Here is a 15,672-nt window from a genome sequence, read left to right as displayed (position 1 = left end):
GCAATCTGAGGGACTCGAGATGAACAGCCACAAGGACACGGCCGTCAGTGCATCACTCCGAAAAGCCCTGAAACGCGGCCTCGCGCGGCAGGCAATGCAGTGCGCGGAACGGGAACAGGCCGAAATCTCCGAAATCATCTCCGAGCTTAGGGGCCGCCCCCTAGGGGAGAAGGCAAGGACTCGGCTTGCAAGACGTCTTCGCAACCGTGCGGGCGTGGTGCGCGCTGCAATGACGCCGGACCTCAAGAGCATCATTCTCGTTCTGAGGAACGTGCGGAACGTACTGACGCGTTCGGATGGCGTCGATCTATTCAGCGAGCCTCAGCTCGTCTACACGCGTCTCGTCGTGACCAGTGGCAGAACCTTGATCCGGTTCGCGATCGATCGGATTTCATTCTGCGCACACGCGCTTGAACGTTTGGTCGAGCGATCCAGTTGTGGACTGTCGTTCTTTCTGGACGTTGTCGACCAGGAAGCGTCGCGGTTGCTGCGCTGGATCGCCAGCGACCGTGTTCTGCATGAGAGTGGAGATTGCTATCTCGGGTGTGAACATGGTGTCTGGGCTGGGAGCCTTGACGAGGCAGAACCAGAACCTGGCTGGTTCCTCAGAGTGGACCCCGAGGCGCGACGCATGCCGATCTTCTCTATTCGGACATATCTCGGCGAAGCCCAGATGAAGCCCCTGGTCTGGCTTCTGTGGCAGGAAAGCAGGAAGACTAAGGCGATGAGTGCGTGAGCGAGGGCAGATCCGTGCAGTATCACGACACAAGGACATTCAAGGCACTCCTGCGCGGAATCCTTCCGGCATCCTTCCACGTTTCGATCGCGTTCATCGCATTGCTGATTGCCATACATCCCGTACTGGCACGCGATCGGGTGACTGGAACTGGTTACGTCCGTGACGGCGACACGATCGTCGTCGCCGGAGTTCCGATAAGGTTGAATGGAGTTGATGCGCCAGAGCTGTCAGCCCGGTACGGCCGCGAATCGAAGGCCTTCATGCAACGCGCAATTCGCGGTCGAGAAATTACCTGCGATCTGAATGGCGATCGCACTTATGACCGGTGGGTCGGCGTCTGCTTCGTCAAAGTCGACAGAGAGTACATCGATCTTGGCGCAGCGCTTGTCGCCAATGGATATGCGCTTGATTGCGCGCGCTATTCCGGCGGAAGGTATCGTAGTCTCGAGCCGGCAGGTGCCCGCCAGAGACTCGGGCAGGCCAGTTGCTGCTAGTTCGTAGGGTTGGGGTGAGTGCATGCCGCCAAGCGAACGGCAGACCGGAAAGAAGATAGCACGACAATCGATGGGTGCGGGGCTCCTGGGAATAGAAAGAGACAATTGCTGTCGTCGGTCGGACCAGCACGCCGTTCTTCGGAAAGCGGTTACTTCTGTTGGGGCTAATGATTTTGAAATGGCCAGGTGATGTCTGAACGTCAAGATAAGATGACTGCCGCTGAAGCAAAGGGCCTTCGGACAGCCAAGGAGCTGGAGGGGCACCTAGTCTGGCTCGACACGTTCACACCCGCCGCTCTTGGTGTGCTCGCCATCGCATCGGGCATTTATACCTATCTGGGGGTCACATCGCTCTTGGAGGATATTGGGGCGATGAGTTTCTTTGCCGCCGTTGCCTATTCGGTGGCCGTGTCCGTCGGGATCTTTGTCTTCTGGAGCTACATGCTTCGGCTCCTCCCGTCGATGCGAAGTGCGGGAGGGTTCATCGGGCTGACGATTTCGACGATTGTCGGGTCCCTCGCCATCATCGCGATGTCGAGCTGGCTGAACGCGGCCGCGCTCGCAGGATCCGCTGCCGTCGAGCAGCATCTGGCGAGAACCGTTCAAGACTACCAGACGGCCTTGGAACAGGCACACGACATCGCGCTTTCGGGTTAGGCGCTTGGACGTGAAGTGCAGCGCGCGCGAGGCCTTCGAAGCGCTAGCCAATCAGGAGAAGACGGGACAGCTCTCGGGAACCGCGGGGGAAGGTGCCGTCTTTCGCGTTCTCACGCAGAAGACTGAGGAGTTGCGCAACCTCGAGGAACAGATCGCTAAGCAGCAGCCTCTCATCGAGCAGGCCTTCGACGACGGCAATGCAATCCTGGGCAGAATGAGAGCGCTGTTGGTCTTCGCCAGCATTACTATGACACGCCGGGGTATATGCCCGTCTTTCTGGCAGTCGAGGGTATCCAGCACAGTCAGGGGAGACGATGCGGTATCTCATCGAGATGGGAGTTGATCCGGGACTGATGATCCATTCTCTGAATACACCGCCGGATGACATTTACGTCCTCGTTGAGGAGCAGCTCCTGGAGACCAAGCTCGCGACAGAGATCACGGAATGATCCTGGCTCTCGCAAGATTTCCGTCGCCCCGAGCCGTTGTCGGATGCTTAGAATGCGTAGCAGCCTGATCGAGATCGAAACTCAAAAATATGACATATTGACATGTCGCATTAATCGGCCTACATCGTCGCTATGTCTGATAATGAACTCACACTCGAAGAACTGAGCGAGCGTACCGGGGTCGAGGCACGTACCTTGAGGTCCTGGGTCAGCGAAGGACTTCTGGCTCCACCCTTCAAGCCTGGGCGAGGCGCTCGATACCCCGCCAGCAATGCATATCGTGCGCTTGCCGTTCGGGCGCTCAAAGATCTGCACGGGCTATCGCTCTCTGAGATCGGGCGTCGCTTCATGATGGCGGCGGAAGATCAAATCCGAGAGTGGGCCCTCGAGGCAGGCCCTACAACGGCTTCCACTGGGTCGGCGCGCGATTACCTCAGGCGGATCCAGACACGAAGCGCCACCGAGGAACAGCCACAGCGATCGATGGACTTTTTCGCGAAGAAGACCCTTTCGAGCGCGTCAGAGCGGCCGTCTTTCGAACCTCGCTTCAGCAAGCCGTCGACGGAGTCCTATCGAGGAACTCGCTCCGACGAACGCCAGGCGGAACTGGCGAGCATCGAGCGGCTGATCTTGCAGTTGGAGAAGGTGCTCGAAGCGCCGGCGCCGAGGCGCTCGCGAGGGGCGGTCTGGACGCGGATCTCGGTCACGCCGGATCTCGAACTTTCCGTGCGCGGCAATCTCGAGGCTCGCGAGCGGGTCCTTTTTGAACAGCTCGCGGACCAGTTCCGCGCCATTCTTACCGGGAGAGCAAGAAATGACTGATTTGAATTTCACCGCCGCCGCCGTTTTTGACCGCAAACTCTTCTGGGAGGGCGGCGACTCTGTGCGCTACCTCGTCGCCCGTCTGAAGGCTCACCGAAAAGATGACCGTCGCCCGGCAGAACGCGCACCCCTCAACATTGCCCTCGTGATTGATGCCAGCGGTTCGATGGGGGGCGGAAAGCTCGAGGCGGCCAAGGAAGCGGCCCTCGGCCTTGCAGAACGCCTCACGGAGCGGGATCGGCTTACTGTGGTGTCCTTTGCGTCAGATGTCCTCGTTCATCTCGATGGCGTGGCGGTGACGACCGACAACGCGGCCCGCATTCGGTCGGAGATTTCGCGTCTTCAGACGCGGGGCATGACGCTCCTGTCGGGGGGATGGTTCGCCGGTGTCGAGTGCGCCGCTAGGATCGCCGAAGAAGACCCGCGGATGACTCCACGTGTCATCATCCTGAGTGACGGTCATGCCAACGAAGGCATCGTCGACCCTGAAGAGCTTCGCGAGCACGCAGGCGAGCTCCGGATGCGCGGCGTCCTGACCTCATGCCTTGGCATCGGCGACGGTTACGACGAGCAGCTGCTGAGGGGCATTGCCGAGAGCGGTGGCGGACGCCTCCACGATGCGGAACTGACGAGCGAGATCTCCTCTGTGCTTCTGGGCGAACTGGACGACATCTTCGGGACTGTCGTGGATGATGCACAGATCGCACTCACTGTACCGGCGAGCGTGCGGGTCGAGGTGCTGGGAAGAACAGGATCCGAGAGCCGCGACGGTCGCTTGCTCGTTCCTCTCGGGCCGGTTCAAGACGACATCGAGCGGGTTGCCGTTTTCAAGATCACCTGTCCCAAGGCGCGGCAGAATGACGAGCTTGCATTCGAGCTGACCGCCAGTGGACGCGCTGTTGACGATCGCGCCAGGCTCGAAGCGGACACCGTGCGGGTCAGACTCGCTGCCGTGGGTGGGGATACCAACAAGGCCCAGTCCCGCGACATCGAGATCGCGGCGATCGTTGCTCGGACGTGGAGCGCTCATGTCGTGACCACTGCGGCACGCATGAACCGGGACGGGGCCTATGAGGAGGCCGAAAGATATATCGAACGCGAACTGCGGCACTTCCGCCGCTACGTCGAGAGCCTGGATCAAGGGCCCGAAATGATCCGGGAACTCGAGCTGCTGGCGGGACGCGTTGGACGACAGTTCTCGTCCCGGATGCGCAAGGAAATGGTGGTCCAAGCGTCACTGGCGATGGAGAGCCGGGTCGATCGCAGGGGCATGGGCAAGGCAGCTTGGAGTGCGCGCATGGAGCGCGGCGATTGATGACCATCATGTGAGGGCAGGATAGGCTTCTGGAGATGGCAACATGCGACACGTGTGGAGAACCGATTGTATTCAGGTACATGGATGGGCGCCCGACGCCCATCCATGTCCATGGCGGCTGGTGTCGAGGCTATCAGGAAAAGGGTCGGGCTTCAGAAAGCTCGCCGTTTCGGTCCGTTCGGTCCTACATCGTTCCAAACGCAACTTGCCCGGTCTGCGGTGAGACCGTTTTCTTCTATCAATCTCCCAACGGCGGGCGCGTCTTCTTTGATGACCTTGGCTGGCCTTGGCCGAAACACCCGTGCACGGACAATCAACGTCCGGTGGGAAAGCCGGCGCATCCAAAGCGCACTGGCAACATCTTGGCATTTCGCGCGCGGGACGGGGCGCAGCTTGCGCTCTACGATTTGGATGACTTCGAGGATCTGGAGGGCCACTACAAGTTCATTTTTCGCCGGCAGGACACGAACAGGCGTCGGACCGGGTTTCTGAAGAAATCGACACTGAAGAAAGGTCGGCTGAGGCTTGAAGACTTTTTCGATGCGCCGTCTTTTGTCGTCGATCTCGACAAGAGCTCAAGTGCAGGACTGCACGTTGACTTCATTTGTGCCAGGGTTGGCAAGATCGTGAAGATCAAGATGTCTGTGAATGTTGAAGACCGCTAACACGCTCAGGAAGCATGGACTGAATAGCCCCTTTTTTCCTAGACAACTGCCTTTTCCAGTTTGAGCTGACTTTGATGGATCCTAGTGGAATGCACGCCAATCCGGCTCGCCAGCACAGTCCACTTTTCTACGTCTTTCAGCGCTTCCAGCGCGACTCTTGACTTGAACTCGGGCGCGTGCCGCTTCCGTTTCGACATCTCTGATCTCCTTCTCGTCGAAGATCAGAAGACTTCAAAGCCCAGCTTATATCAGTTTCGAATTTCAGGGGGTAACTCAGCGTTTTATTGTTGTGGTGCTGTATTTTAGCTGCAACTCTTCGGTACTGGTAATTTTCCAAAAAGTATTCTGCATTGCCACTCTCCGAACTTGCCGCTCAGACCGAGCAACCGCTTCTGCCCTCCATTTCCGAGAAGGCGCTTTTGAAGATGCCCTTCCTTGCTACGGTCGAAACGATCGTTTGGACGAGGGGTTTCGGGTTCCTGAAGGTCGAGGGCCGAAAGGACGAGATCTTCTTTCACGCCAAGGCCGCCTTGTCGAACGATCAAGAAGTGTTCCTGACGCTGAAGGAAGGAGACAGGCTGCTGTGCCAGGTCGGCAGTACACCGCGGGAACCGTCCAAGCCCGCTGCCGTGCTCTGGACCCCGGTCGCCGGGCGGGACTGGACGAGCATGGGCACACCGGACAGTCAGACGGAGCTGGACCGGATCCGGCGCTCTCTCTTCGGGAAGGCCAGCACGGAGGAGATCGGACGTATCGTTGCGGCAGGCTGGTATCGCCGCAAATGGAAGGAGGGCCCACCCACCGATCTGGAGGATGCGGTCCTGCAGCAGGTTTACGCCACAGCGCTTGCCGCGCTGAGCTCCGAGGAGCTCACCAGCCGCCTCCATGCTGCGCAAGGCAGCCCTTTTGCCTTCGTGGGGGCCCTCAATCCGATGTCGGATGTCGCCGACCTCTCCGCTCTGCTGGCGACATTCGTGCCAAGTCAGCTCGCGGCGATTTGCGCGCCCCGGGCAGAGTGGGCACAGGTCTCGGGACCTCGGGGCAAGGCTAGGCGCTTGTCCGAGGATCACAAGGTTGCCCTGCTCGATTGGGCCGTGCTGAGCAGCGCCGGTGACCCCGAGAGATTCCGGGCCACATGGCTGAAGGGCGACGGGGCGCATGAGGCGGCCTTCGCGCGGCAATGGCTGGCCTCGGGAAAGCCGGTGCCCCGGCCACTGCTGTCCTGGCTGATGACCCTACTCGAAAAGGATCTGCTGCAGGTCGGTGACCTGCGCGACCTCGCGTTCCGGGATGCGCATGCGGGCGTCGTCCTGTATCACGCGCTCTCCGACGAGGATCAGGCACGCCTTCAAGAGAGCTGGGCACGCGATCCCTCGGCGATCGAGATTGCGTTGGAAGACGAGCCCGCGCTGGCGGGACGGTTGCTGGAGACCACCGTGCTTGCGGTCGATCTCGAGACGGACGGGGCGCGGATCCATCAGCTCGGACAGGCCGATCACCGCGGCAGTACGCGCCTCGAGGGCAGCAGCCTGGCCGGGAGCCTGCAACAGGGTCTGCCTGACTTGGTAAGCGCCTTGACGCGGACCCGGCTGGCGGTGGGGCACAACGCGATAGGTTGGGACTGGCCCATCCTGTTGCGGGCCGTGCCTTCACTGCCCGGAACGCCCGTTTGGGACACGCTCCTTGTCGCCTTCCTGCTCGAGCCCCAAGCCCTGTCTCATGCGCTTGGCGGGGATCACACTGCCGATGCCGATGCCCGCGCGGCTCTTGATCTCTTCCGTCAACAGGCCGTGCGCTTCGATACCTCCGTGTTTGAGGCGATCCTAACTGGACGCTGCAACTCCACGGAAGAGCTCTTCACGCGGATCGTGGATGCGGGGCCTGACGACCTCTCCGTTGCCCGAGCCACGCCCGCAGTCCTCGAGGCGGTCGATCGTGAGCAGCCCCTGCTTCTGCCGGATCGGCTCCTGCGGTTGCTGGACTGGGTACCGGGATACGTGATCGCGCCCGTCGACCCGGAGACCCCGCTCGATCCGGGCTTCCTCGAGATCCGGGCGATGCGCTTGTTCGGCGACCTGACGGCGGTGCAACGGCGGACGCCCGTGGTCAAGGTGTTGATGGCGGTGCTACAACGGGCACAGGCACAGAGGATCTCCGTGCGGCGCAACATGGTGCCGAGCTGGCTGACGGAGCGGCTGCCCTGGCTGGAGGCCGCGCTCGATGGGTCCACGGCGCTGCCCGACATGGAGTCCGGCTGCCGGGCTTCTCCGCTCCCCGCTTCGCTGCACTGGTGGGCGCAGGCGGAGACGTGGTCCGGGCAGGCTATGCTGCCCGACGGGCCCCGGATGATCGTCGCGCGCGCGCAGGCCCCCGCCGGGGTTCTGACGACGACCCCGATCCGCGAAAGCACCCTCCTTCTGGACCTCGCCGCCGGGACTGACTGGGCTGTGCGGGATCCGGCAGCGGACCAGCTGGAGACGGGCGGAGGCTGGCGGAGCTTCCACATGATCACCGTGCCGAAGACGGTAACGCCGGTAAGGGGACCGGGCAGCCCGCGGACGAGCAGTCCGCTGCTGGTTTCTCGCCAGACCACCGTGCGCGATCCCGGCTCCCGGACGCAGGCCGGCTACTGGTCGGAACAGCTGGCGACGCTGCGCAGCCTGCCCGCGGAGAGCGATACGGTGCCGATCCTGCTGGTGGGCAGCACCCGCAGCCGCACGATGCTGGGCCTGCTGGAAACGGCGCTGGCCGAGCTGGGCGTGGGAGAGAAACAGCCCCAGCATCGCAGCCGGCGAGAACACCTGAAACGGGCAGCGGCCAACGGGCACTGCCTTGTCGCCGGTCTCGATACGTGGCGCGACTGGGCCGCGCTGGCGAAGGATACCGGGATCACCCTCCAGCCGGTCGTCGATGCGGCCCCGCTGGAGGAGTGGTACGCGCTGGAAGCCCCCGCCTGGGCTGCGCAGGAAGAGGGGCAGGAGGACGGGCCGCGTGAGATCTCCACGTCCATGGTACTCGACGGGATCGACAAGCGGGTGGACAAGTGGCTGCGGCCATGGCTGCGCGAGACCGGCCTGGAGGAGAGCGCCCGGGTCCCCGTCCTGCTCGACCCCCGGCTGGAGGACACGCGGCACCTGACGGGAGGTGCCTTCAAGCGGCTGGCGGTCGAGCTCACGCCCTGGACCAGCGAGGAAAGCCGGCGACTGGAGACCGTCTTCGCCCCGCTGCAGATCGAACGGGAAGAGGCCCCCTCCGGGATGGCCGCGATGGAGCACTTCCTGGTGACGCACTGGCAGCCCTCTGGAGCGGCGGGCACCAACCCCGTGACCGGGTTCAAGCCGACACAGCTCCAAGCCATGGAGCATATCCGTGACTGCCGGGCCGACGTGATCGTCACCCTGCCGACGGGAGAGGGCAAATCGGTGCTCTTCCAGGTGCCGGCCCTGGCCCGGGGCCTGCGCAACCGCCGGCTCACTCTTGTGATCTCGCCGCTGCGGGCGCTGATGCGGGACCAGGTCCTGCGCCTGCATGAACAGGGGTTCGAGGAATCCGTGGACTTCCTCAGCGGAGACCAGTCCCGCGAGGAACAGCGCGAGGTCCTGCAAGGCGTTCTCGACCAACGGATCGTGATGCTCTACGTGGCACCCGAACGGCTGCGCGTGGCCAGTTTCGTCGATGTGCTACTGCGCCGGATCAAGGCGGACGACGGGCTGGAATACATCGTCTTCGATGAGGCGCATTGCATCAACCAGTGGGGCTACGAGTTCCGCCCCGACTACTTCTTCGCCTTCAGCTTCCTGATGTCGCGGCTGCGGACCGGCCGCCTACCGGAACCGACGCCGGTCCTGCTGCTCTCGGCGACCCTCACGGCCTCGGACCGTCGGCGGATGCGCGGTCTGCTGGAGAAACTGTCGCAAGATCCGGACCGGCTGCCGCTCGCGATCTGTCCCGATCCTACGACGCAGGTCAGCCCGCTGCGCGCTCATATCCGTGTTCGCACGCGTCAGTTGCAGGGGAACATCTTCGAGACGGACGGCAAGGCGCTGCAGGAGCGGATCCCGGAAGTCGTGAAGGTCATACGTACGGCTCGCAGGAACGTCGAGGAGACCGGGCAGCGCAGCGCGGTGCTGGTATTCGTCCTCTCCCGCTCTCATGCCGACACGCTAGCGGATCAGCTGACGCGCGAGACGGGCCAGGAGGTCGAGAGCTTCCACGCCGGTCTCGATGGCGCCACGCGCGAGGACATCTACGACCGCTTCCGAAGTGGCGGGTTCGATGTGTTGGTGGCGACCAAGGCCTTCGGGATGGGGATGGACATCCCCGACATCCACTGGGTCGTGCATCTGGCTTCTCCCGGATACCTTGAGGACTACCTGCAGGAGGTGGGCCGGATCGGGCGCGGTGTCAGGGAGCGCGAGAAGGCGGGGCTCGACCGTCTCGACGCGCTGCTGCTTTACTCGGGGCAGGATTTCGAGGCGATCCGGAGCATGCGGGCCGAGAACGAACTGCGGGTGCCGCAGATCGACGAGATCGAGAGGGACATCCTGAAGGCGGTCGAGACGGTTGGAGACAGCCCCATAGCCTTTGTTCCACAGGACGGCTTCTCCGTCGAAAAGTACCGAACACCAGCGAAACGCCGGGGCGATGCCACGCGCCTGCGCTTGGCGCTCCACTGGTTGGAGGAGGCAGGGCATGTCCTGCAGGCGGGCACGGTGCCGGACCTGCTCAAGATCCGCTTCTCGCCAGTTCGCCTGAAACGAGTGTCCGAGGAGGACAGCCTGGCGGGGAAGGTCGCAGCGGCCATCTTGGAGGCGACGTCCAATGTGCTGAGCGAGAGGGAGCTGGCACTTCCGGAGCTGATGCAGAGGATCTTGCGCAGCGTTGGTCTGCGGACCGGTGACGACGACGAGCACTCCGGGGAACGCAAGGCCGTCATCAATCTCTCCCGGATCCGGCGCCACTGCCGGATGGAGAGCCTCGACGTGGCCATGTCCGTGATCGCGGACCTCGCACGCCGCGAGGCACTGACGCCCGTCTGGTTGATCGATTACACGACGCGGCCCGTGCTGTCCGAGAGCGAGTCGCATATCCGGACCCTGATGGAGCGGGTGACGGAGGCGGTGCGCCGGTTGCTCGCAGAGCTCCGCGGCACGGGCAGGTTCCGCTTCGACCCGCACGACTGGTACGATCCGGCGCCGTTCCGGCTGGTCGATCCCGAGGTTCGGAGACTTCCGAAGCAGTCCCGCGAACAGGTCGAACTCATCCTGCGGGAAGACCGGTTCCGGCGCAGCTACATCAACGGCTTCCGCACCTTGGCCCGGGTTGTCGGGATCCGCCTCAAGCAGGGTCTCGACCCGGAGAGCGATTGCCTCTACTGGCAGGCCCGCTGCCCGGATGCCGAAGGCCGGATCGCGGCGCAGCGTCTCGATCACCTCTTGCCGCAGGCCGCAGCCCTGTCGCGCCTGTTCCCCCCGAGCCCGAAGGACGGGAGCCTCGAGGTCGCGGATCTCATCACCCGGATGCAAGAGGCGCATCCCGCCGGGACCTTCCACGCTTCGGATCTCTCCAGCCTGATCCGCCTGCTGTCCTCGCTCGGGCTCGTGAGCACCTCGCCCGACCTGTTGCCGCCGTCCTACGTGCTGCAGCCGCAAGGGCGCGTGCCGGGGTTGGGGCAATACCCCGATCTGGTCGAGGAGCTCGACAGCGTCAACCGCTTCGCCGAGACGCGGATCTTCGGCATGGAGGTCCATGCCAACCTACCCGAAGACGCGCGGGACCGGTTCGTGCCGGGCTACTTTGCCTGCACCGACGTGGATGCGCTCAAGGGCTTCGTCGACGAGCAACTGGGCGAGATCGAGGACGAGACCGGGATCTTCGCCGAGAAGCGCGACCAGCTCCGGGCGACCCGTGCGTCGGAGTTCTTCGATTTCTACCGGACCTCACCGGAACCGGCGCAATGGGCGGCGATGCAGCACCCTTTTGACCGCCACCTGCTGGTGAATGCGGGACCGGGCGCGGGCAAGACCTCGGTTCTCGTGGGCCGGATCGTCCATCTTATCCGCGAGCAGCATGTCAAACCGTCCGAGATCATGGTGCTAGCCTTCAACCGTGCCGTGGTCTTCGAGATCCGCAAGCGGGTTCGGGACCTGTTCCGTTCGCTCGGCTACGCGGCCTATGCGTCCCGCGTCCGGGTTCATACCTTCCACGGTCTCGCGATGCGCCATCTGGGGGACACGGCCCCGTCCGAGCCCGAAGAGCTCCTGCCGACCTTCGCCCGAAGGATGACACGGGATGCGGCCTTCAGGGCCAGCGTGGCCGGCGAGTGCCGGGCGCTTCTGGTTGACGAGTTCCAGGACGTCAACGAGGAGGTCTACGAGATCATCCATGCACTGCATGCGGGGAGTGGGGACCGGGCCGGGGTCATGGCGATCGGGGATGACGATCAGGACATCCTGCGCTGGAACCGCAAGCCGGTCCGTGTGGGTTGGGGGCGCCCGGCGGTGGAAGCCGGAGGCGTGTTCGCCGATCATTACTTCGGTCGCTTCCGGGCGGATTTCGGCGGCGCGGACCTGTCCGAGCTGACACTGGGCGTCAACTTCCGCTCCAGCCCGGAGATCGTTGAGAAGAGCCAGGAGATGATCAACGGCTTCTTCGGCCGTCGGACCCTTTCGCGGCGGCTCAAGACCGACCGGCTGCGCGCCGTAGACGGGGCGCCATTGGGGACGGTGGAGCGTATCGATGCGCGGGGTTGGAGCTGGGAGCGGACGCTGGAAGAGGTCCGCGCCGCCAGCCGGCGGCTCCTGTCGGAGAACCCGGGATCCCTCGCGGTCCTGTGCCGTTCCAACGACGAGGTGGCCAGTGTCCACCGGGCCCTCTCCGGCGTTTTCCCCGTCGTCACTGTGCAGAGCAGCGACAACATCGCGATCCGCTCGCTCCGCCATGTGGCCCTCTGGCTGGATCTGCTCGAACGCGAGATCGCACAACAGGACCAGGCCCTAACCGATCCGCTGCGGGCGCGCCTGCTGGAGGCCTTCCACGCGGAGACGGACATTCCCGAAACCCGTGCCGGAGGCCGGATGGCCCCGGATCTCTCCGTACTGTGGGACCTCTGCGCACAGGAGACCGTCTTTCCCTATCTCTCGACGCTGGTCGAATTCCTGAAGGATCTGCGCAGCGACGAGCTGCAGCGCCTCCTCGGTGCCACGCGCCCCGAGGGCGAGATCCTCGTCTCCACGATCCACAAGGTAAAGGGACTGGAATACGACAACGTCGTGGTGCTGCCGTCCCGCATGTCCTTCGGCGACAGGAGCGCAGAGATCGAGGCGGATGCGGCGGAAGAAGCGCGGCTGCTCTACGTGGCGCTGACCCGCGCGAAGTCCCGGCTGGTGTTCCATCTGGGAGATCGCGAGTATTCTTGGGCGGGAAAGACGATCAAGAAGTTTACGGGCGCGCAGGACGGTGGCCGCATACTGACCGGAACACCGAAGGAGGTTTTCATCAGCTGGTCGATGAACCGGTCACACTCCAATGCGGATCCCGGGCGCATCCAGACCTATATCGAGACATTCGTGGCGGTCGGTGATCCGATCCTGATTGAGGCGCCGGACCGATGGGCCGGGAAGGCGCTGATGCACCAGTCGGAAACGGAGGGCCGTCGCCAGATCGGGGTGCTGTCCAAGGCAGTCGGGCAGGGAGGCGCCGTCACTGATCTGAAAGTCAGTGCAGTGATCCGCTACGAGCCAAAGCCCGACGACCGAGCTCAGCCCTGTCCCAGGGTCGCGACGCAGGGCTGGGGCTATGTCGTCCTAGTTGAAGGGGTGCTGCGCTAGGTGTTCAGTTCCGAAGACGTTGATGATCGACGCGACTTAGCAGCGCTTGACTGCGTTTGGCGGTTGGAGTACCCAAGGATCAGCATCAAGAGTTGGGCTGACGTCCACGCCAACCTGCCGAGACCCGGCAAGGTGGTTCCCGAAAGGGGATGCGGCCGATGGGCAACCAAGGGGTCGTAGGTTACGTCGTCAGCCCTCCTCGCCACAGCGACGGAGGGTTTTTCATTGGGTAGCGCGGCAGAGCTTTTTGCGGCTTACGAGGCGACCGACTACGTGATCATGAGCGAGCCGCTCTGCGTTGCGCGGGTTGGCCTAAGCGATGATCGGATCGACCAACTTCTGCGCGGCCACGGGGCGACCACCGCGGCGGTCCTGACGGCCTTGAACTCCCGCAGCCAGCCAAGCATGCCCGCCAAAAACGAAGCGGCTCAGAGCTGCCTCGAGGCACGGCTTCAGGCGCTCGGGATCCGGCATCTCGAAGCCGAAGGGCGGGGCCAGGATGGCGCATGGCCAACCGAGCGAGGCCTGTGCTGCCTCGACCTTCACCTCGACACTGCGTTCGAACTCGCGCGCGCTAGGCCAGAACGGCTTTCTCTGGCTCGAGATCGGCATGCCCCCATTCATCGCGCTGACGCGTTGATCGCCTAACCTCAACCACGGGCATTTGAACTTCAGATTGTGCGCCCGGCCATCCTGGCAAAAGCACTAAAGAGAGGACCAAGACATGTTCGAGACTTCGCTATTCACCTCCGAGAGCGTTTCGGCCGGCCATCCGGACAAGATCTGTGACCAGATTTCCGATGCGATCCTGGATGCCTGCCTCGCCCAGGATCCCGGATCCCGTGTCGCCGTCGAGGCGGCGATCAAGGGGCACCGGCTCTTTCTGCTCGGGGAACTCTCGACCGAGGCTCGGATCGACGCCGAGGCAATCGCCCGGGGCGTCCTCGCGCAGATCGGCTACGACGACCCGACTTGGGGGCTCGAGCTCGATCGGCTCGAGATCCTGTCCGAGCTCTCCGTGCAGTCTCCAGAAATCGCGGCGGGCGTCGGGCGGGATGACAGTGGGGCGGGGGACCAGGGCCTGATGTTCGGCTACGCCACCGCGGAAACCCCGAACGCCATGCCGCTGCCAATCGCGCTCGCCCATGCGTTGATGCGCCGCCATGATGTCCTCCGTCGCGGATCGCTCGGTCATGTCCTAGGCCCCGATGCGAAAGCCCAGGTTACCGTCGCGCGCGACAAGGGGCGCGTCCTGGGCATCACCGACGTCGTGCTGTCGAGCCAGCATGCACCGGACCTGCGGCTCGAGGACTTGCGGGAGCTCCTGCGCGAAGAGGTAATCCGACCGACGCTGGGCGATCTCTGGAGCGATCGGATCCGCCTGCACCTCAATCCGGCGGGCAGCTTCGTCCAAGGCGGGCCCGCGGCGGATGCCGGGCTCACGGGGCGCAAGATCATCGTCGATACCTACGGTGGGGCTGCACGGCATGGCGGCGGGGCCTTCTCGGGCAAGGACGCCACCAAGGTCGATCGCTCGGCGGCCTATGCCGCGCGCCAGCTCGCGCGCGATGTCGTAGCGCGGGGATGGGCGCGCAACTGCGAGGTGCAGATCGCCTATGCGATCGGCCGGGCCGCTCCGGTGAGCCTCGCCATCGATGCGGAGGGCGCGGTCTCGGCGCGCGAGATCTTCGGGCGCTACGCCGAGGAGGGCATTGATCTCGAGGCGGCCTTCACGCCACAGGCGATCATTCATCGGCTCGACCTGCGGCGACCGATCTTCGCGCCCACGGCCGTCTTCGGACATTTCGGGCGGGATGATCTGCCCTGGGAGGCGCCGCTCCGCGCGGGGGAGAGCCTTGCCGAGCCGCTTGAAGGGGCGTCCGCGCCTCACGGGCAATCGTCCGTCAGCATGGAGGTGTGAGCGATGTTTACCTTTCGACCTGATGAACCGAGCGATGACTTCGTGGCCTGCTTCACCGCCGCAGGCGAACATCTCGCATCACGCCTGCCGCCCGGGTTCCCCTATTGGCTCAAGCGGACGGTGACGCCGCCCTTCCTGGAACATCTGTCGTTCCGGCTCGGCAACCAGCTCTTCTTCATCCGCCTCGAGGATGTCGACAGACGGCTCACCATGCCGGGGGATCGCTCGCTGCTCGACCGCATCGCCACGGGGTCTCAGGGCCATGCCTGCCTGATGCCGATGCGTCGCGGAGCCAACGGCTGGCGCCCCGACCTGCCGGGATGGGGGCTCGTCGATGCCTATACGGGTCTGCCGGTCGATCCGCCGGCACTCGTCAGCGATGCGCTGATAGAGATGACAGATTGGGAACTGCACAGCATGGCGAGCCAGGTCGTGCAGATGCAACTCGCCGCAGAGCATGGTGTGACCAAGTTAACGGCCCAGGTCGATCCGGACATCGAGCCGGCGATCTGGTTCGAAGGCCCCACAGGCCCTTCCTGGATCGTGCTGCGCGCGAGCCGGGACCAGGAGCCGTTTCCGGCCCGACCGCCCGTGTTGGCGCAGATGGCTCAGAGCCCGGCCATGAAAGGCGCTCAAGGGTATTTCGTGGGAGTGCGGCTGTCTTCTGCCGAGCCGGGAGCGTCTGAGCAGGCGTCGGGTGATGCACGGCCGCTCTGGCGCGGGCATGCGCTCCACGTGGCCTGGACCGGCCTTCAGCCAGCACATCTGCAGTGATCTGCAG

11 protein-coding genes, 1 pseudogene and 1 riboswitch are annotated in these 15,672 nt (G+C 63.8%); of the genes and pseudogenes, 11 read left to right on the top strand and 1 reads right to left on the bottom strand.

Annotated features, from left to right (window positions below; genetic code table 11):
• Window positions 1-19 precede the first annotated feature (19 nt).
• The 7 genes and pseudogenes from KTQ37_RS09760 to KTQ37_RS09735 all read left to right on the top strand — a co-directional run bounded on the left by KTQ37_RS09760 (window position 20) and on the right by KTQ37_RS09735 (window position 5,141).
• Complete coding sequence (locus KTQ37_RS09760; protein ID WP_218630328.1) at window positions 20-736, top strand: hypothetical protein; 717 nt, start codon at window positions 20-22, stop codon at window positions 734-736.
• Window positions 737-750: 14 nt separating this feature from the next.
• Window positions 751-1,233, top strand: a complete 483-nt coding sequence (locus KTQ37_RS09755) for a thermonuclease family protein (protein ID WP_328799713.1) — start codon at window positions 751-753, stop codon at window positions 1,231-1,233.
• A 189-nt stretch (window positions 1,234-1,422) separates the two neighbouring features.
• A pseudogene (locus KTQ37_RS09750) lies at window positions 1,423-2,122 on the top strand (hypothetical protein); the annotation flags it as partial.
• Window positions 2,123-2,204: 82 nt separating this feature from the next.
• On the top strand, window positions 2,205-2,339 hold the full coding sequence (locus KTQ37_RS16885) for a hypothetical protein (protein WP_268921075.1): 135 nt from the start codon (window positions 2,205-2,207) through the stop codon (window positions 2,337-2,339).
• Window positions 2,340-2,471: 132 nt separating this feature from the next.
• Window positions 2,472-3,161, top strand: coding sequence for a helix-turn-helix domain-containing protein (locus KTQ37_RS09745; protein ID WP_218630326.1), 690 nt, complete (start codon window positions 2,472-2,474; stop codon window positions 3,159-3,161).
• The gene (locus KTQ37_RS09740; protein WP_218630325.1) at window positions 3,154-4,476 is read left to right on the top strand and encodes a vWA domain-containing protein; all 1,323 of its coding nucleotides are present in this window, start codon (window positions 3,154-3,156) and stop codon (window positions 4,474-4,476) included. The genes KTQ37_RS09745 and KTQ37_RS09740 overlap by 8 nt, the downstream gene beginning before the upstream one ends.
• A gap of 80 nt (window positions 4,477-4,556) precedes the next feature.
• Complete coding sequence (locus tag KTQ37_RS09735) at window positions 4,557-5,141, top strand: hypothetical protein (protein ID WP_218630324.1); 585 nt, start codon at window positions 4,557-4,559, stop codon at window positions 5,139-5,141.
• Between the two features lie 38 nt (window positions 5,142-5,179).
• Here the strand turns inward: KTQ37_RS09735 and KTQ37_RS09730 are convergent, their stop codons facing one another.
• Window positions 5,180-5,338, bottom strand: coding sequence for a hypothetical protein (locus KTQ37_RS09730; protein WP_218630323.1), 159 nt, complete (start codon window positions 5,336-5,338; stop codon window positions 5,180-5,182).
• Between the two features lie 153 nt (window positions 5,339-5,491).
• Here KTQ37_RS09730 and KTQ37_RS09725 point away from each other — a divergent pair, with 153 nt between their 5' ends.
• The 4 genes from KTQ37_RS09725 (at window position 5,492) to KTQ37_RS09710 (ending at window position 15,665) form a co-directional block, all read left to right on the top strand.
• Complete coding sequence (locus tag KTQ37_RS09725; protein WP_218630322.1) at window positions 5,492-12,970, top strand: UvrD-helicase domain-containing protein; 7,479 nt, start codon at window positions 5,492-5,494, stop codon at window positions 12,968-12,970.
• Window positions 12,971-13,047: 77 nt separating this feature from the next.
• A riboswitch (SAM-I-IV-variant riboswitch) is annotated at window positions 13,048-13,150 on the top strand.
• Between the two features lie 99 nt (window positions 13,151-13,249).
• Window positions 13,250-13,618: a DUF3293 domain-containing protein gene (locus KTQ37_RS17015; protein ID WP_218630321.1), complete on the top strand. Its 369-nt coding sequence runs from the start codon at window positions 13,250-13,252 to the stop codon at window positions 13,616-13,618.
• 76 nt (window positions 13,619-13,694) lie between these two features.
• Complete coding sequence (gene metK / locus KTQ37_RS09715; RefSeq protein WP_218630320.1) at window positions 13,695-14,891, top strand: methionine adenosyltransferase; 1,197 nt, start codon at window positions 13,695-13,697, stop codon at window positions 14,889-14,891.
• A 3-nt stretch (window positions 14,892-14,894) separates the two neighbouring features.
• Window positions 14,895-15,665, top strand: a complete 771-nt coding sequence (locus tag KTQ37_RS09710; protein WP_218630319.1) for a hypothetical protein — start codon at window positions 14,895-14,897, stop codon at window positions 15,663-15,665.
• Window positions 15,666-15,672 lie beyond the last annotated feature (7 nt).

Origin of the sequence: Sedimentimonas flavescens (assembly GCF_019264375.1) — a bacterium.
GTDB lineage: Bacteria > Pseudomonadota > Alphaproteobacteria > Rhodobacterales > Rhodobacteraceae > Rhodobacter > Rhodobacter flavescens.
This window is presented reverse-complemented; position numbering and strand designations above follow the sequence as displayed.